This window comes from Pseudomonas sp. CFBP 13719 (genome assembly GCF_014842095.1).
Classification (GTDB): domain Bacteria; phylum Pseudomonadota; class Gammaproteobacteria; order Pseudomonadales; family Pseudomonadaceae; genus Aquipseudomonas.
Map to the genome: position 1 here is coordinate 123,387 of NZ_JACYVB010000010.1, position 17,774 is coordinate 141,160.

At 58.6% G+C, this 17,774-nt stretch carries 15 protein-coding genes; 13 read left to right on the forward strand and 2 right to left on the reverse strand.

The genetic code is table 11. From position 1 onward, the window contains the following. A complete protein-coding gene (gene recR / locus IFT57_RS23875; protein WP_192047245.1) occupies positions 1-603 on the forward strand; it encodes a recombination mediator RecR in 603 nt (200 codons plus the stop codon). A gap of 243 nt (positions 604-846) precedes the next feature. After that, complete coding sequence (locus IFT57_RS23880) at positions 847-1,725, forward strand: PhzF family phenazine biosynthesis protein (RefSeq protein WP_192152885.1); 879 nt, start codon at positions 847-849, stop codon at positions 1,723-1,725. Positions 1,726-1,743: 18 nt separating this feature from the next. Here IFT57_RS23880 and IFT57_RS23885 read toward each other — a convergent pair whose 3' ends face one another. Further along, the gene (locus IFT57_RS23885; RefSeq protein ID WP_122795697.1) at positions 1,744-2,073 is read right to left on the reverse strand and encodes a YceK/YidQ family lipoprotein; all 330 of its coding nucleotides are present in this window, start codon (positions 2,071-2,073) and stop codon (positions 1,744-1,746) included. A 372-nt stretch (positions 2,074-2,445) separates the two neighbouring features. Between IFT57_RS23885 and rfbB the strand changes: the two genes are divergently transcribed. The 11 genes from rfbB (at position 2,446) to IFT57_RS23940 (ending at position 16,954) form a co-directional block, all read left to right on the forward strand. After that, entirely contained in the window at positions 2,446-3,516 is a 1,071-nt protein-coding gene (gene rfbB / locus IFT57_RS23890; protein ID WP_192152886.1) for a dTDP-glucose 4,6-dehydratase, read from the forward strand. Beyond that, a complete protein-coding gene (rfbD, locus tag IFT57_RS23895; protein WP_192152887.1) occupies positions 3,513-4,412 on the forward strand; it encodes a dTDP-4-dehydrorhamnose reductase in 900 nt (299 codons plus the stop codon). Before rfbB ends, rfbD begins: the two co-directional genes overlap by 4 nt. Before the next feature lie 257 nt (positions 4,413-4,669). Further along, the gene (locus IFT57_RS23900) at positions 4,670-6,115 is read left to right on the forward strand and encodes a mannose-1-phosphate guanylyltransferase/mannose-6-phosphate isomerase (RefSeq protein WP_192152888.1); all 1,446 of its coding nucleotides are present in this window, start codon (positions 4,670-4,672) and stop codon (positions 6,113-6,115) included. 141 nt (positions 6,116-6,256) lie between these two features. Continuing rightward, the gene (locus IFT57_RS23905) at positions 6,257-7,618 is read left to right on the forward strand and encodes a phosphomannomutase (protein ID WP_192152889.1); all 1,362 of its coding nucleotides are present in this window, start codon (positions 6,257-6,259) and stop codon (positions 7,616-7,618) included. A gap of 2 nt (positions 7,619-7,620) precedes the next feature. Next, positions 7,621-8,415 carry an ABC transporter permease gene (locus tag IFT57_RS23910; protein WP_192152890.1) on the forward strand — a complete coding sequence of 265 codons (795 nt, stop codon included), beginning with the start codon at positions 7,621-7,623 and terminating at the stop codon, positions 8,413-8,415. Further along, positions 8,412-9,626, forward strand: a complete 1,215-nt coding sequence (locus IFT57_RS23915) for an ABC transporter ATP-binding protein (RefSeq protein WP_192152891.1) — start codon at positions 8,412-8,414, stop codon at positions 9,624-9,626. The genes IFT57_RS23910 and IFT57_RS23915 overlap by 4 nt, the downstream gene beginning before the upstream one ends. Beyond that, positions 9,626-11,092: a class I SAM-dependent methyltransferase gene (locus IFT57_RS23920; RefSeq protein ID WP_192152892.1), complete on the forward strand. Its 1,467-nt coding sequence runs from the start codon at positions 9,626-9,628 to the stop codon at positions 11,090-11,092. The genes IFT57_RS23915 and IFT57_RS23920 overlap by 1 nt, the downstream gene beginning before the upstream one ends. Further along, the gene (locus IFT57_RS23925) at positions 11,092-13,620 is read left to right on the forward strand and encodes a glycosyltransferase family 4 protein (RefSeq protein ID WP_192152893.1); all 2,529 of its coding nucleotides are present in this window, start codon (positions 11,092-11,094) and stop codon (positions 13,618-13,620) included. Before IFT57_RS23920 ends, IFT57_RS23925 begins: the two co-directional genes overlap by 1 nt. A gap of 285 nt (positions 13,621-13,905) precedes the next feature. Then, the gene (locus tag IFT57_RS23930; RefSeq protein WP_122478386.1) at positions 13,906-14,904 is read left to right on the forward strand and encodes a glycosyltransferase family 2 protein; all 999 of its coding nucleotides are present in this window, start codon (positions 13,906-13,908) and stop codon (positions 14,902-14,904) included. Then, positions 14,901-15,236, forward strand: a complete 336-nt coding sequence (locus tag IFT57_RS23935) for a 4-amino-4-deoxy-L-arabinose-phospho-UDP flippase (RefSeq protein ID WP_192152894.1) — start codon at positions 14,901-14,903, stop codon at positions 15,234-15,236. The genes IFT57_RS23930 and IFT57_RS23935 overlap by 4 nt, the downstream gene beginning before the upstream one ends. A 53-nt stretch (positions 15,237-15,289) precedes the next feature. Further along, positions 15,290-16,954: a hypothetical protein gene (locus IFT57_RS23940; protein ID WP_192152895.1), complete on the forward strand. Its 1,665-nt coding sequence runs from the start codon at positions 15,290-15,292 to the stop codon at positions 16,952-16,954. Positions 16,955-17,041: 87 nt separating this feature from the next. On the opposite strand, the gene IFT57_RS23945 is transcribed toward IFT57_RS23940, so the two are convergent. Beyond that, positions 17,042-17,368: a hypothetical protein gene (locus IFT57_RS23945; RefSeq protein WP_192152896.1), complete on the reverse strand. Its 327-nt coding sequence runs from the start codon at positions 17,366-17,368 to the stop codon at positions 17,042-17,044. Between the last annotated feature and the right edge of the window lie 406 nt (positions 17,369-17,774).

Sequence of the window (17,774 nt, forward strand, 5' to 3'; positions counted from 1 at the left end):
ATGAGCTTCAGCCCACTGATTCGTCAACTGATCGACAGCCTGCGCACACTGCCCGGCGTCGGCCAGAAATCCGCCCAGCGCATGGCCCTGCAGCTGCTCGAGCGCGACCGCAGCGGCGGCAGTCGCCTCGCCCAGGCTCTGAGTCAGGCGATGGAAGGCGTAGGCCATTGCCGCCAGTGCCGCACCCTCACCGAAGAAGAACTTTGCCCGCAATGCGGTGATCCGCGTCGCGACGATACGCTGCTGTGCGTGGTGGAAGGGCCGATGGACGTCTATGCTGTTGAACAGACCGGATATCGTGGGCGCTATTTTGTGCTCAAAGGGCACTTGTCGCCCCTCGATGGCCTGGGTCCAGAGGCGATCGGCATTCCGCAATTGATGACCCGTATAGACGAGCAGGGCTCCTTCGTCGAAGTGATCCTGGCCACCAACCCGACCGTCGAAGGCGAAGCCACTGCCCATTACATCGCCCAGCTGTTGGCGAAGAAAGGCCTGGTGGCTTCACGCATCGCCCACGGCGTGCCATTGGGCGGGGAGTTGGAGCTGGTCGACGGCGGTACCTTGGCCCATTCCTTCGCCGGCCGCAGACCTATCACCCTATAACCAACCCACACACCCCTGTAGCAGCGGCGCAAGCCGCGTCGGCGGTACACGCAGTAGGCCGGAAAAATCGCGGCGCTGCCGGACGCGGCTCGCGCAACCCCTGTAGCAGCGGCGCAAGCCGCGTCGGCGGTACACGCAGTAGGCCGGAAGAATCACGGCGCTACCGGACGCGGCTCGCGCCGCTGCTACAGGAAACATGCGAACCTGTGCTACGTCTCCATACATCCATTTCCAGGGCCGACCATGCACCGCCTAGCGTTCAAGCAAGTCGATGTATTTACTACCCAGCGCTTCAAGGGTAATCCGCTGGCGGTCATCCTGCAGGCCGAAAGCCTGACGCGCGAACAGATGCAAGAAATCGCCCACTGGAACAACCTTTCCGAAACCACCTTCGTGCTGCCCGCCACTCGCCCTGAAGCGGACTACCGCGTACGCATCTTCACGCCCAATTCGGAACTGCCGTTCGCCGGCCACGCCACCATCGGCAGCGCCCACGCCTTGATCGAAGCCGGACTGATCGAGCCGCGCAACGGCCGACTGGTGCAGGAGTGCCCCTCGGGCCTGATCGAACTCGACGTCGTCCGCCAGCCCGATGGTTCACAACTGATCACCTTCGAATTGCCGCCTGCGACGATCCAGCCGGTCAACGACAGCGATCATCGCGAACTGCAGGCCGTGTTGGGCGTGAGCGTGGTGCGCGACCGCCGGCCGTGCTTCGTGACCGTCGGCCCGCGCTGGCTGGTGGTGCAACTGCGCGACGCACAAACCGTGCTGGCGGTCATCCCCGACCTGGCGCGCATGGCCATCAACGACCACCGCACCAGCACTACCGGCGTGGTGATCTTCGGCCCGCACCCCGAGGGCAGCAACGAACACATCGAAGTCCGCACCTTCGCGCCCACCTGCGGCATCACAGAGGATGCAGCCTGCGGCAGCGGTGGCGGGGCGGTTGCTGCGTTCATTCGCGCCACCGGCCAGACTGCCTCGCTGGGGTCGCAGCTGCGAGTGGCCCAGGGGGCTGCGCTGGGTCGCGCTGGCAAGATGCAGCTGTCAATCACCGACCACTCGATCAAGGTCACCGGCGCCTCAGTCACCTGCCTCGACGGCTTCCTTAACCCCTAATCCCCGCCAGGGCAGCCGTCAGCGACCCACGACCTCAATCCCGCCATCGTTGTGTTGCCGGTACAGCGTGTAGGGCAACATCAGAGTGTCGAAGATCGCCGAGACACCAATGTCCAGTGCCACGAAACCCATCTGCGGCCCGGGTCTCGAACGACCAGGAGGCGGCTCCTTGCCGTGCAGCAGGCAAAAATCATAGACCACGCCGCTGTACACCCGCGGCACAGCGCCGCAGAACGACTCGGCCTCCTTCAGATTGTCGCTGGTCACTGCATCGTCGCGGAACACCGTATTGATCGTGCCGCAACCGGCGAGCAATCCCGCAACCACCAGGCCTATCAACGCTTTCATGTCTGCCACTCCTTGTGTGAGGTCGGCACTATAAACGCTTCAGCCCATGAAGTCGGCCATGCGCCAGGTGTGCCTTTCGTCAGATGAAAGGAACTGTCATTTACGAAAAGGCGAAATGCGTTGTCCATTGCCTCGCTGAAGCAGATGGGCACAGCTGGATCTGTGCTGCGGGAGGCTATGGTTACCTCTCGTAACATCTTTTTTTGCAGTGTGTTCAACGGGCGTTACAACCCTGGCTATTGGGCTGTATGTCCCGTAGGGACAGGCGTTGGGTGGTTTGGTATCATCCGGCCTTTGAACATTCTGCATGCGTCACGCGCGCCCTGAATCGATCCAGCGCGTCTCTTCTTTAACTCGATGGTGTTGTTTAACGTGAAAATCCTCGTAACCGGTGGTGCAGGCTTCATTGGCTCGGCAGTCATTCGCCATATCCTCGCGAATACCGACGATGCCGTGGTCAATGTCGACAAATTGACCTACGCCGGTAATCTGGATTCGCTCATGGGCAGCGAGCGCACACCGCGCTACGCCTTCGAGCACGTCGACATCTGCGACCGCGCGCAAATGGACCGGGTGTTCGCCGAGCACCGGCCGGATCTGGTCATGCACCTGGCTGCCGAGTCCCATGTCGATCGCTCGATCACCGGGCCTGCCGCTTTCGTCGAAACCAACGTGATCGGTACCTACACCTTGCTCGAAGCCGCGCGCCAATACTGGTCGCAACTCGACGCCGAGCCCCAGGCTGCCTTCCGCTTCCACCACATCTCCACCGATGAAGTGTATGGCGACCTCGAAGGCCCCGAAGACCTGTTCACCGAAACCACGCCTTACCAGCCCAGCTCGCCGTATTCCGCGAGCAAGGCCAGCTCCGATCACCTGGTCCGCGCCTGGCAGCGCACCTACGGTCTGCCGACGTTGATCACCAACTGTTCGAACAACTATGGGCCGTGCCATTTCCCTGAAAAACTCATTCCGCTGATCATCCTCAATGCCCTGGAAGGCAAGGCCTTGCCCATTTATGGCAAAGGTAATCAAATTCGCGACTGGCTGTATGTCGAAGACCACGCACGTGCGCTGTATCAAGTGGTGACCGAAGGTGAGGTAGGGGAGACCTACAACATCGGCGGCCACAACGAGAAACAGAACATCGAAGTCGTGCACACGGTCTGCGCCTTGCTCGACGAGCTCTGCCCGCAGTCACTCCATCGTCCTCATGCGCATTTGATCACCCACGTACAAGATCGCCCCGGCCATGACGTTCGCTACGCCATCGACGCCAGCAAGATCCAGCGCGAGCTGGGCTGGACGCCGGTAGAAACGTTCGAGTCCGGTATTCGCAAGACCGTGCAGTGGTATCTGGATAATCCCGAATGGGTGAACCGCGTGAAGAGCGGCGCCTACCAGCAATGGATCGATACGAATTATCAAGGGCGTGAACTGTGAAAATATTGCTCCTGGGCAAGAACGGTCAGGTGGGTTGGGAGCTGCAGCGTGCCTTGGCGCCGCTGGGCAAGGTAGTCGCACTGGGCAGGAACATCGATGAAGCCGGTCTCTGCGGAGACCTGGCATCGCTTGAAGGCTTGGCCGAAACGGTGCGGCGCATCGCGCCGAACGTGATCGTCAATGCTGCCGCCTATACCGCAGTGGACAAGGCCGAGAGCGAAAAGGACACCGCCGACCTGATCAATCACCGGGCCAGCGCCGTGCTTGCCCGCGAAGCGCTCGATCTGGACGCCTGGCTGGTGCATTACTCCACCGACTACGTGTTCGACGGCACGGGCGAGAAGCCCTGGCAAGAGAGCGACACCACGGTCCCCGTCAACTACTACGGCGCGAGCAAGCTGGCAGGCGAAGAGGCCATCCGCAAGTCCGGCTGCAAGCACCTGATTTTCCGCACCAGCTGGGTCTACGCAGCCCGTGGCAACAATTTCGCCAAGACCATGTTGCGCCTCGCCAAGGACCGCAAGAGCCTGAGCGTCATCAGCGACCAGATCGGCGCGCCCACCGGCGCCGAGCTGCTGGCCGACGTCGTCGCCCACGCCATTCCCATGGCCGTGGCGAACCCCGACCTGGCCGGCACCTACCACCTCGCCGCCACGGGTGAAACGTCCTGGCACGCCTTCGCCAAGCTGGTCATCGAAAACGCCCGCCGCCAAGGCACCAAGCTGGCCGTGGAAACCATTGAAGCCATCCCTACCAGTGCCTACCCGACACCCGCCCTGCGCCCGCTGAATTCGCGCCTGAACATCACCAAGCTGACAGAGCGTTTCGGCCTGACATTGCCGCATTGGGAAGTGGGCGTGAAGCGGATGCTGGCCGAGATCAGCACCAAGCAATGATCGCTGAACTACTGGCCCAGACCGGGTGTCCAAGCGCGAACGATTTGCGCTTGGCCCCGGATTTCCTGATATTCTAGCCGCCACTTCCTTGACTCATCAGCAGCGAGCGGTTTCAGGGGTTTGACGTATATGTTGTCTGCGGCGCAGGGAGCCGCCAGATCTTCGATGCGCAGCGGTGGTTTCCACCCCATGTACAGCTGGTCTACAGATCGATTTTCACAGTGCCGCTACACCGGCAAACAAAGGATCCAATACGCATGAACCTGATCCCCGTTATTCTTTCCGGCGGCGTTGGCAGCCGGTTGTGGCCCGTTTCCCGCGAGGCCCATCCCAAGCCATTCATGGCACTGCCTGACGGCCAGAACCTGATCCAGAAGACCTTCCTGCGCGCCTCCAAGCTCGAAGGCGTGTCCGAAGTGCTGACCGTCACCAACCGCGAACTGCTGTTCAAGACCGAAGACGAATACCGCACCGTCAACAAGACCGGCCACGCCCAGGGCTTCATCCTCGAGCCGTTCGGCCGCAACACCGCCGCCGCCGTGGCCATGGCCGCGCTGCAACTCAACGATTCCCACGGTCCCGACGCCCACATGCTGGTGCTGGCGGCCGACCACCTGATCCAGAACGAAGCCGCGTTCTCCGCCGCCGTCGCCAAGGCCGTCAAGCTGTCGGCCGAAGGCTGGCTGGTCACGTTCGGCATTCAGCCGCAGTACCCTGAAACCGGCTTTGGCTACATCGAAGCCGGCGTCGGCACCGGCCTGGAAGGCACCCTGAAAGTCGCTCGCTTCGTCGAGAAGCCAGACCTGGACACCGCCAAGGGCTACGTCGCTGCCGGCAACTACTTCTGGAACTCGGGCATGTTCTGCTTCCAGGTCCGCAGCGTCCTCGAAGAACTGAAGAAGCACGCGCCGGACGTTCTCGCCGCCGCCGTCGCCGTCAAGGAAGCCTCGCGCCTGACCGAAGCACCGAACTACCGCTGCCTGGCACTGGACGCCGACGCGTTCGCCCAGGTACCGGACATTTCGGTCGACTACGCTCTGATGGAGCGCTCGGACAAAGTTGCCACCGTGCCGTGCGACATCGGCTGGAGCGACATCGGTTCGTGGAACGCGGTCAGTGAACTGACCGGTGCCGACGAAAACGGCAACCGTTTCGAAGGCGAAGTGCTCTCGCACAATGCCCGCAACAACTTCGTCCACAGCGAAGACCGCCTGACCGCACTGGTCGGCGTCGAAGACCTGCTGGTCATCGACACCCCGGACGCCCTGATGATCAGCCACAAGGATCATGGCCAGGACGTCAAGCACATCGTCGGCCAGCTCAAAGCCAGCGGCCACCACCTGCACAAGCTGCACCGCACCGTGCACCGTCCGTGGGGCACCTACACCACCCTGGAAGAGGGTGAGCGCTTCAAGATCAAGCGCATCGTGGTCAAGCCCCAGGCGTCGCTGTCGCTGCAGATGCACCACCACCGCAGCGAACACTGGATCGTCGTCAGCGGCATGGCCGTGGTGGTCAACGACGACCGCGAGCTGATGCTCAACACCAACGAGTCGACCTTCATTCGTGCCGGCCACCAGCATCGCCTGAAAAACCCGGGCGTGATCGACCTGGTGCTGATCGAAGTGCAAAGCGGCGACTACCTCGGCGAGGACGACATCGTCCGTTTCGAAGACGTCTACGGCCGCGTTGACAAGGCCTGACCGATAAACCCCGCTTCGGCCTCTGCGCGTGCCTCCAATGCATGCGCAGGGGCCGAACTGCGCTGGTCGTTCGTCAGCGACCGTCCAATCTACCGACGTCCGCGCTCATCGCGCGTCGGCCACATAGAGCGAGCGATTGCCATGTATCCCCCTCTCCAGACCCGTTGCTTCAAGGCCTACGACATTCGTGGCCAAGTCCCTGCCGACCTCAATGACGACATCGCCTACCGTATCGGTCGCGCGCTGGTGTCCGAACTGCACGGCAAAGCCTATGTCGTCGGGCGCGACATGCGCCTGGAAAGCCCAGGCCTGGCCGCCGCCCTCATCAAGGGCCTGACCGAGGCCGGCGCCGACGTGCTCGACCTGGGCCTGTGCGGCACCGAAGAAGTCTACTTCGCCACCAGCCACCTCAAGGCCGATGGCGGCATCATGATCACCGCCAGCCATAACCCCAAGGGTTACAACGGCATGAAACTGGTGCGCGAGCACTCCAAGCCGATCAGCGGCGACACTGGCCTCGACGCTATTCGTGCCCGCGTTGAAGCCGGCAACTTCGACGACAAGGCCGCCACTGCTGGCCACGTGCGCGAAGTGTTCGACAAGAGCGCCTACATCGAGCACTTGCTGACCTACATCGACGTCAAGTCGCTCAAGCCTCTCAAGGTGCTGGCCGACCCCGGCAACGGCGCCGTCGGCCCGACCATCGAACTGCTCAAGGCCAAGCTGCCGCTGGAACTGATCGTCATCAACGGCGAGCCAGACGGCAACTTCCCCAACGGCGTGCCCAACCCGCTGCTGCCGGAAAACCGCGAGCTGACCCGCAAGGCCTTGTTGGAAAACGGCGCCGACATGGGTATCGCCTGGGACGGCGACTTCGACCGCTGCTTCTTCTTCGACGACAAGGGCCGTTTCATCGAGGGCTACTACCTGGTTGGCCTGCTGGCTGAAATGCTGCTGAAGAAGCACCCCGGCAGCAAGATCATCCACGACCCGCGCCTGACCTGGAACACCATCGAACAGGTCGAAGCCGCCGGTGGCGTCGCCATCCAGAGCAAGACCGGGCACGCCTTCATCAAGGAGCGCATGCGCGCCGAAGACGCCGTCTACGGCGGCGAGATGAGCGCTCACCACTATTTCCGCGACTTCGCCTACTGCGACAGCGGCAATATCCCGTGGTTGCTGGTGGCCGAGCTGATGAGCGTCACCGGCAAGACCCTGGCCCAACTGGTGGACGAGCGCATCCAGGCGTTCCCGTGCAGCGGCGAGATCAACTACGAAGTCGCCGACGTCAAAGGCTCGATCGAGAAGATCCTCGCGTTCTACAACTCACAGACCCCCAGCGTCGACCGCACCGACGGCATCAGCGTCGAGTTCGCCGACTGGCGCTTCAGCCTGCGGGGTTCGAACACCGAGCCACTGCTGCGCCTGAACGTGGAAAGCCGCGGCAGCGAAGAATTGGTGGCTCAGCGTGTTGCTGAGATAGAGCGTTTGATCAAAGGATAATTATGTTTGGCATGTTGAGAGGCATCTGGGACTACAGAGGCTTCATTGTAACTTCCATCAAGAACGAGTTCGTTGCGCGCTTTGCGCGCAGCAAACTGGGTGGCCTCTGGATGATCATTCATCCGCTGGCCCAGGTCGCCATCTACGCGCTCATCCTGTCCAACGTGCTCGGCGCCCGCTTGCCGGGCATCGACAACAAGTACGCCTACGCGCTGTACCTGATTGCCGGCATCCTGGCCTGGAACCTGTTCGCGGAAATCGTCGGGCGCTGCCTGACGGTGTTCATCGAGCAGGGCAACCTGATGAAGAAGATGCGCTTTCCGCGCATTGCGTTGCCGGTGATCGTGGTGGGCTCGTGCCTGCTGAACAACCTGCTGCTGTTCGTGGCCGTGCTGATCATCTTCACGGTGCTAGGCCACTCGCCCAACATTCAAATGCTCTGGCTCATCCCCCTGACCCTGGCCGTGGTCGCTCTGGCGGTCGGTATCGGCCTGGTGCTGGGTGTGCTGAACGTGTTCCTGCGCGACATCGGCCAAGTGGTGCCGATCATCCTGCAGGTGTGGTTCTGGTTCACCCCCATCGTCTATTCGGTCAACATCGTGCCTGACTACCTCAAAGGCACGCTGGACATCAATCCGATGTACCCCATCGTCACCGCCTACCACAACGTGCTGGTCTACAAGGTCTCGCCTGACCTGCAACAGATCGGCGCGACGTTCCTCATCGCCGTTGGCTTGATGCTGCTGGGGCTGTTCCTGTTCCGCCGGGCATCCGCAGAAATGGTGGACTCGCTATGACCCTTCTTGCAGTCACCAACGTTGGCAAGGCCTACCGCGCCTACCGCTCGGAATGGCAGCGCATGGCCCGCTGGTTCTATTTGCCGGTCAAGGCCAGCCAGGAACACTGGGTGCTCAAGCACATCAGCTTCAACATCGAAGCGGGTGAGGCGATCGGTATCGTCGGCCAGAACGGTGCGGGCAAATCCACGCTGCTGAAGATGATCACCGGCACCCTGCAGCCCACCGAAGGCACGGTGCAGGTCAACGGGCGCATCGCGGCGATTCTGGAGCTAGGCATGGGCTTCAACGCCGAACTCACCGGTCGCCAGAACGTCTACCACGCCGCCGGCCTGATGGGTTTCAACACGGCCCAGATCGACGGCGTGATCGGCGACATCGAAGCTTTCGCCGAGATTGGCGAATACTTCGACCAGGCCGTGCGCATGTACTCCAGCGGCATGCAGATGCGCGTGGCTTTTTCCGTTGCCACTGCCTTCCGCCCCGAGATCCTGATCATCGACGAAGCGCTGTCGGTAGGCGACAGCTACTTCCAGCACAAGAGCTTCGGCCGCATCAAGGAATTCCAGAAAGCCGGCACGACGCTGCTGATCGTCTCGCACGATCGCGGCGCCATCCAGGCGCTGTGCAAGCGCGCAATCCTTCTGGAGGGTGGCACCGTCATCAAGGACGGCTCGCCGGAGGAGGTGATGGACTACTACAACGCCATCATCGCCCAGAAGGAAAACTCGACGGTCGAAGTGCACACGCTTGCCGACGGTGGGGTACAGACGCGTTCGGGTAGTGGCAAGGCTACCGTGCGCAGCGTCAGTCTGCGCAGTTCTACTGGTGAGCCTGTCCAGTACATTGACGTCGGGGATGAAGTGAAACTGACCATCGACGTCGATGTCCACGAGTCTCTAGACGAACTAGTGGTCGGCTACGTAATTAAGGATCGACTGGGCCAGGACATATTTGGCACCAATACCCATCACCTTGATTGCAAACTAGTGGCTCTCGAAGCGGGCGGGCTGGTTAGCTATACGTTCCAGTTTGCCGCCAACCTTGGTGTAGGGTCGTACTCCGTAGCCGTAGCGCTCCACACATCTGACACGCATATCGCCGAGAATTTCGAGTGGCGCGATCTTGCACTCGTCTTCAACGTCACGAACATTTCCAGAAAACCTTTTGTAGGCTCAGCTTGGCTGCCGCCTAGAGTGGAGTACCGCTGATGTCTGGTGGATTTTATCGGGCCTTCGAAGACAAGCATCGCGGCTCGCGTGAACTGATTGCGGAGCGTCTGCGGGTCTACTTGCCGTTTCTTCAGTTCTTTCTAAAGGACTCAGCCCAGGCACCCATTCTCGACGTAGGCTGTGGGCGCGGTGAGTGGCTCGAGTTATTGACCAATGAAGGCTACACAGCTGTTGGAGTCGATCTGGACGAAGGAATGCTGCAAGCTTGCCGACAGCTGTCACTGCCTGCCGAGCATGGTGATGCACTGAGCGCGTTGCGTGCCCGGCCCGATGCAAGCCTCTCAGCTGTCACCGGCTTTCACATCGCCGAACATATACCATTCGATGATTTACAGACTCTTGTCGACGAGGCCCTGCGTACGCTGCGTCCTGGCGGTTTGCTTATACTCGAAACTCCGAATGCGGAAAACATCTCGGTTGGTACTACGGGGTTCTACCTGGACCCTACTCATGAGCGACCCATACCGCAGCTGCTGATGTCGTTCCTAGTTGAGCATTCTGGCTTCCACCGTTGCAAGATCTTGCGCCTGCAGGAGCCGCCTGAGTTGCACAGCGCTGAAAGAGCTATCGACCTCATGTCAGTACTTGGTGGGGTGAGCCCAGACTTTTCCATCGTCGGTCAGAAAACCGCAGCTGTTGAAGTGTTGCAACAATTCGATCAGCTGTTCGACGGCGATTATGGCTTGTCGTTGCCAGAGCTGGCGCAACGGTACGACTCTGGTGTAGACAAGCGCATAGCTCAAAGTCGAAATGAGATAGAGAGTAATTTTCAGCACCAGTTTGAAACTCATATACAGCATTTGCTTCATCAGTTCGAGACCAGGCTTGCCCAGACACTCACTCATGAGCAACTGCTCGAAGCACTGAATATCCAGTCAGAGCGTCAGAATATTGATAGCGCTCAATCCCAGGCTGACCTGTTGGATCGTCTCAAACCGCTGTACACGCAGAATCACGATCTGCAAACCCATGTACATGGATTACAAAGCCAACTTGCCACGGTGCAGCGCGAGCTTGATCAGTCATTGGCCAATGCGCACAGCTGGTATCTGCGAGCTACAGCCCATGGTGCCGAAGCCGAGGCGCTCAAGAACAGCACCTCGTGGCGTGCGACAGCGCCCCTGCGGCTGGTCATCCGCATCGTTCGTTGGCCCCTTACGAGCTCCCGTTCGACGATGCGGAGCCAGCTAACCCGGGCCCTGCCTCACGCCAAGCTATGGTTGGCCCGCCGTCCGTCAATCGAACGTCGGTGCATGGCTTTGGCCAGACGTAGCCCTTGGCTGCATGCAAAGTTGCGTAGCCTGCATCAAGCCAGTCAACAACACGTTGCCACAGAAAATAGACACGATCCGCTTCACGGAGTAATTGATCGCGCACCCCTCACGGCCAGAGGCCGTGCGATAGAAAGCGCACTGCGAGCTGCTATAACGAAGGACCAGAATTGATGCGCATCGTAATTGACATGCAAGGTGCTCAGACCGAAAGCCGTTTCCGAGGCATTGGTCGCTACAGCTTGTCGCTGGCCCAGGGCATCGCCCGTAATCGCGGCGAGCACGAAGTCTATCTAGTGCTCAACGGTATGCTGAGTGAAAGTGTCGATAGTATCCGCACAGCCTTCATCGGCCTGCTCGCCCAAAGCCACATCCGCGTCTGGTATGCACAAGGTCCGGTAAGCGACAGCGATCCTGGTAATCAGGCCCGTCGCGACGCTGCGCAGCTGATTCGTCAGGCCTGCATCGATGAATTGCAGCCAGACGTCGTACATATAACCAGTTCGGTAGAAGGATATATTGACGATGCGGTGATTGGCGCCCCGGTGTCGGTTGGCCAGGTAGTGAACTGCGCTACTCTCTACGACCTGATTCCGCTCGTCAATCCAGGGCAATACCTGGATCCGAATCCGCTATACAAAGCCCACTACCTGAAAAAGGTCGACGCGTTCAGGGACTACGATCTTCTACTTTCCATCTCCAATTTTGCCCGCGATGAAGCGCTGGGCTTGCTGGCTCTGGACAGTGACAAGGTCGTAAACGTTTCCACTGCCGCCGACGATGTTTTTGGGCCCATGCCGGTAAGCCAGGAAGAGCGCTCGGCACTTGAGAACAAGTTTGGGCTTCGCGAACGTTTCGTCCTGTACTCAGGTGGGGCGGATGAGCGGAAGAATCTACCGTCGTTGATCAAAGCGTTTGCCAGTATCAAGGCTGATGTAGGCACTACCCAACTGGTCTTCGCCGGCAAGATGCCGCAATTCCACGTGGATACCTATACGGCCTTGGCCAAAGCCCAGGGCCTGAGTCCGTCGGATCTGATATTCACCGGTTATATCACTGATAACGATCTGGTCGCTTTGTATGGGCTATGTCGCCTCTACGTATTCCCTTCTCGCCATGAAGGTTTTGGGCTTCCGCCACTTGAAGCCATGAAGTGCGGTGCGGCGGTGATCGGGTCCAACACGTCTAGCGTTCCCGAAGTTATCGGTTGGGATGAAGCGATGTTCGATCCCGCCGACGTTGAGGCAATCGCCCGCAAGATAAGCCGGGCTCTCAATGACGACGAGTTCCGTACTGAGCTTGTCGAACATGGTATTCGCCAGGCACGCGAGTTTTCGTGGGATCGCACTGGTAAGGCGGCTATCAGCGCATTCGAATCCGCAGTTGCGAAAGCCAGTTCGTTACCAGTTTCCGAGCTTCAAAGCAAAGATCGGGTTCAGCTGCTAGTCGAGACGCTGGCAGCCTCGGGGGCACTCGCGCCGGGAGTACTCGATATACCGCTGTTGGCAAAGGCCATTGACTATTCGGTACAAGGCTTGGCTGATAAGCCCACACTGTTCGTGGACATCTCCGAGTTGTGCAAGCACGACGGCAAGAGCGGTATTCAGCGCGTGGTGCGCAGTATTCTGCTGGAGTGGCTGACCAACGCCCCGGAAGGTTACGTCGTCAAGCCGGTGTACACCAAGGCGGGTGAGCCGTTCTATCGCTATGCCGCCAAGTTCACGACAATGTTCCTGGGCAAAGAGGCAAGCGAAGCGGAAGTCGACGAGGCAATAAGCTACCGCGCGGGCGATGTCTACATCTGCCTCGATCTGCTGATGGATGTGCTTCCTCACAAGCAGTCGTACCTCAATACCTTGCGTTCGCACGGTGTCAGTATCTTCTTCGTTGTGTACGACCTGCTGATCCTGCAACTGCCGCACTGCTTCGTGGAAAGCCTGCAGGCGCACTACATCACGTGGATCAACGCCGTAGCGCACTACGATGGCGCGATGTGCATTTCCCATGCGGTGGCGGACGAGCTACGCGAATGGCTGGTGGAAAATGCACCAGAGCGCAGTCGACCGTTCCACATTGGCGCCTTTCACCTGGGGGCCGACATCGACCAGTCCATGCCATCCTCGGGCGTACCGGAAAGCCCTGGGCTGCGCATCGAATCGCTGAGTCCTGCGCCAAGCTTCCTGATGGTAGGCACGCTTGAGCCGCGTAAAGGCCACGCGCAGGCCCTGGATGCGTTTGAACTGCTATGGAAGGCGGGCCATGACGCCAACCTGATCATCGTCGGCAAGCACGGCTGGCTGGTGGACGAGCTGGCAGCGCGCCTGACCAGTCATGCGGAGTTGGGCAAGCGTTTGCTGTGGCTGGAAGGTGTGAGCGATGAATACCTCGAACACCTCTACAACGAGGCCGACTGCCTGGTGGCCGCGTCCTACGGGGAGGGCTTCGGATTGCCCCTGATCGAGGCCGCTCAGTACAACCTGCCTATTTTCGCACGGGATCTGCCGGTGTTTCGCGAAGTGGCAGGGGAGTATGCCTATTACTTCAAGGGTACTGAAACCCAGGAAATCACAGATCGACTGGCTGATTGGTTGGCGTTGTATGAGCAGAACGAGCACCCACGTTCAGACGAAATGCCGTGGCTGACCTGGAAGGAAAGCGCGAAGCAGTTGATTGCCGAGTTGGATCGGGTCTGTGGTGCCTGAGTACGGCACCCGGCACAAGCAGAGTCGGCAGTGGCGCCCGGGATCATCCGGGTTTCATGCCGGCACTGACACAAACTGGACGGATCAAGGTATTCTTGCGCGCTGCCCCGTACCTGATCCCGCGGCAGAGACCACAGAGCAGTAAGTCGTTGGTCGGCGATAGCCCGGAACGACTCACGGCCGAATAGCTTGAGAAACCGGTGAATCATCCCGGTTTTTTTGAGGCGCGAGGTAACTTTCTCTACAAGCGAAAGTGATCGCCGATGACATTGAATGGAGCTGTAAATGCTAGTAAACGATGTGAAAGTAGCCGTAGTCATTCCGAGCTACAAAGTCAAAGCACACATCCTTGGTGTCATCGAAAGTATCGGGCCTGAAATCCAGACGATCTATGTGGTCGACGACTGCTGTCCCGAGGGCTCGGGAGACTTCGTCGAGCAGAACAACCAGGATCCGCGTGTGGTGGTACTGCGCAACCCTGAAAACCAGGGGGTGGGCGGTGCGGTGATGACCGGTTACCAAGCCGCACTGAATGATGACGTGGATATCGTCGTCAAGATTGATGGCGACGGCCAAATGGATCCGACACTCATCGAAAGCTTCATTTCGCCTATCCTTCTCGGCCATGCCGACTACACAAAAGGCAACCGCTTCTACGATCTCGAAAAGATCTCGGCGATGCCGAAAATGCGTCTGTTCGGCAACGCTGTCTTGTCGTTCATGACCAAGCTGTCCTCCGGGTACTGGGATCTGTTCGACCCTACCAACGGTTTCACCGCCATTCATACCGATGTTGTGCGCCATCTGCCGTTCAACAGAATCAGCCGCCGCTATTTCTTTGAAACAGACATGCTGTTTCGTCTGAACACATTGCGGGCTGTCGTGATCGACATCCCGATGGATGCGAAATACGAAGACGAGGTCAGCAATCTCAAGATCTCGAAAGTGGTGGGTGAATTCCTGTTCAAACACATTCGCAACTTTGGCAAACGGGTTTTCTACAACTACTATTTGCGCGGAATGTCGTTGGCCTCTCTGGAACTTCCTATCGCGCTGGTACTGCTGGTATGGGGTGGCATCTTCGGTGTTTCGCACTGGATCGACTCGCTGAACACGGACATTCCGACACCGGCTGGAACCGTCATGCTTTCGGCCTTGCCCGTGATCATAGGGGTACAGCTGCTGCTCGCGTTCATCGGCCATGATATTGCATCCAGCCCTCGACACCCGTTCCATCGAACCCGTAAAAAGGTCAAGGTCAAAGCGCGGGACAACGTTCAATGATCTACTTCGTGGCTGTACTGTGTGTCCTGGGGATCGCCGGTGGGCAGATACTCTTCAAATTGAGCGCTGCATCGCTGCAGCGTGCGGGTATCTTCGACCCTCAGACACTAATCACGTTGTTCACCGCGTTCGCGCTTTACGGTATCACCACCATTGCGTGGGTTTGGGTGCTGCAGAAAATCGAATTGGGTAAAGCCTACCCGTTGATGGCAATGGCCTTCGTACTGGTCCCGATTGGCAGTCACTTCGTGTTCGGGGAGCGATTCAGCGTGCAGTACTTTGTTGGCGTAGCACTCATCATGAGTGGGATCGTAGTGGCTTTGAAAGCCTGACTGTCTGAGTTCTTCGCCTTAATTCCTCCAGCCGAGCAGTGGACCAACACGTCATGGAAGTTCAAAAGCATCAATCTGCACAGTCATTGCGATCGGCAGGAAAAATAATCTTCCTGCTGGTTGCGATGTGTTTTTTTCTCTACATCCAGTTCAGAGTGCAGATCAATAACGGTTTTTCCGTTCTCTATGGCGATAGTTACGATGCCGCCATTGTCGTCGCCATTCTCGAACATTGGATGAACGTGTTTCGCGGCGATTCGCCATGGTCGCAGCTGTATTACTTTTACCCCTATAAAAATACGCTCGCGCAAACAGACGGCTACTTTCTGATTGCAGTGATCTATTCAGTCATTCGGCAATTTGGTCCCGATTCGTTTTTGGCTTCCGAGTTGAGCAACATGGTCGTAAGAGCCATTGGCTTCCTTGGCTTCTACTGGATGATGCGCAAGGTCTTCCGAGTTTCCTACGGGTGGGCCGTTCTGTCGGCGGGGCTGTTCCTGATCGCCAACAACCTCACGGTGCATGGCACACGAGTTCAACTGGCGACATTGGCATTTGCCCCCATCGTCACGGTCCTGCTGCATCAGGCTTACGTAGCGTTGCTCGCCGGCGACAGGGTTAGGTTGGGCGTCAGGGGAGGCTCCGCGGGCATCGCGCTGGGCGCGTGGGCACTGACCTGTTTCTACATCACCTGGTTCTTCATTTTCTTCACGGTGATCCTGGCTTTCGTCCTGCTCTGTGTCGCGGATCAACAGCAACGTCGGACGCTATGGCAGGCCACGCTGCGCCATTGGTGGGTGGTCGCCATCGTAGTTTTGATAGCCATCATTGCAATGATTCCGTTGCTAAGTGTCTACTTACCCAAGGCAGCCGAGTCTGGAGTGCGGTCGTACAAGTCTGCTCTGAATTATGTGGTTGAGCTGCCTGGCATTCTGCAGGTGGGCGAAACCAACATACTGTTCGGCAGCATCTACAACAACGCTATAAAAGTGATATTCCCCAATTACACCTGGGAGGGTGAGTACTACAACACAGGCATCGCGCCCATCATCTTCGTCCTGTTCTGCTTTGCAACCGTTGCCATTTTTCGTCAGCGCAAGCATCACCCAATCACTCAATTTACCTGGGCAGTGAGCCTGGCCGTGTTGATCACATGGGCCTGCGTCATCAAGGTGAACGAAAGAAGCCTTTGGTTCTTCGTATACACCTTGTTCCCAGGTGCGAAAGCGTTGAACGTGGTGACTGCCTACCAGATTTTCCTGGTGTTCCCGCTGACCGTCGTCGTGACCGTGTATCTAGCGCGATTGCTTCCCAGGTTGCCAGTGTCGATTCTCTGCATCTTGGGCGGAATGCTGATTGTCGAAGAAATGAACCGAGCCTACATCCATCTTGATCGGAAAGTAGAACTGGCCAAAGTCGCGAATCTGACCCCGGCACCTGCCACCTGCAAGGTGTTCTACGTCAGTGGGTGGCCACGACAGGAATCGGTGATCGACAATATCTATGCTCACAACGTCAGCGCGATGCTGATAGCGGAGCTGGTGAGAATGCCCACGATCAATGGTTTCGCCTCGTTCAATCCGCCGGACTGGAACCTGGCGTATCCGAATAACAACGACTACGATCAGCGCGTTCGGACATACCTGCAAAACCACGCGATTACCGACGTGTGCAAGCTCGATCTGACTACCAAACAATGGTCACCCGTGCCGCAGTGACCTGCTAATGGCCGTCTCACCGGGGCCCAGGCCCCGGTGGGACACCTGTAACACCATCAATACTTCTCGAGCTGTTTCCATGCCCATTCAGTGCAGGGGCATTGCTTCACGTGCTCTCAAGAACCGCTGCGCAGGTCGTTTCAGGAATCTGTGGCTCAGCATATTCAGTACGATCAGCACAGCGAAGAACAGCAGCATCACCCAGCCTTGATAGAACACAGCGCGTGCAAAACCCAGTTTGTCCGCCGTTAAAGCGAACACGATCTGCAGAGGAGAGTGAATCAGATAGGACGCATAGCTGATATCTCCAAGTACTGCGCCTGAGCGAAGCAGGTTGGGCCAATAGCGCCTGATACCTGCAAGGGCTGCGATCAAGAGTGGGAAGCCGACGCACATGACGAAATACGTGTTCACGCTATCGCTAAGGCCTAGCTGATGTACTCAAGCAGCAGCGCATGCCGCTGATACCAACGCCGTGCTCCGTCCCGGTCCAGCGTAACGTTCCAACCATTGCAAGCTGAAGTAGGTCAGCCCGCCTACATAGAAACACAGCAGACCGCTGCCTTGCTTGTAGTAGTCAGGGTACAAATAGGCGCCAAGCGCACACATGAGTACTACCAGGGGCAGCAAAAACCGCCCAGTCAGTCAGATCAGGAAGAAGGTGGCATACAGCAGCACCTCGCCCTATACGGACCAGATTGGCACGTTGAAGGACCAACCCTTTTCAAAGCCCCAAGCGGGCGCGAGGAAAACGTTCAGGATCGCGTGATAGGCTTCATTGGCTTCGTCGATCGCATTCGAATGCGTTGAGCTGTAACCA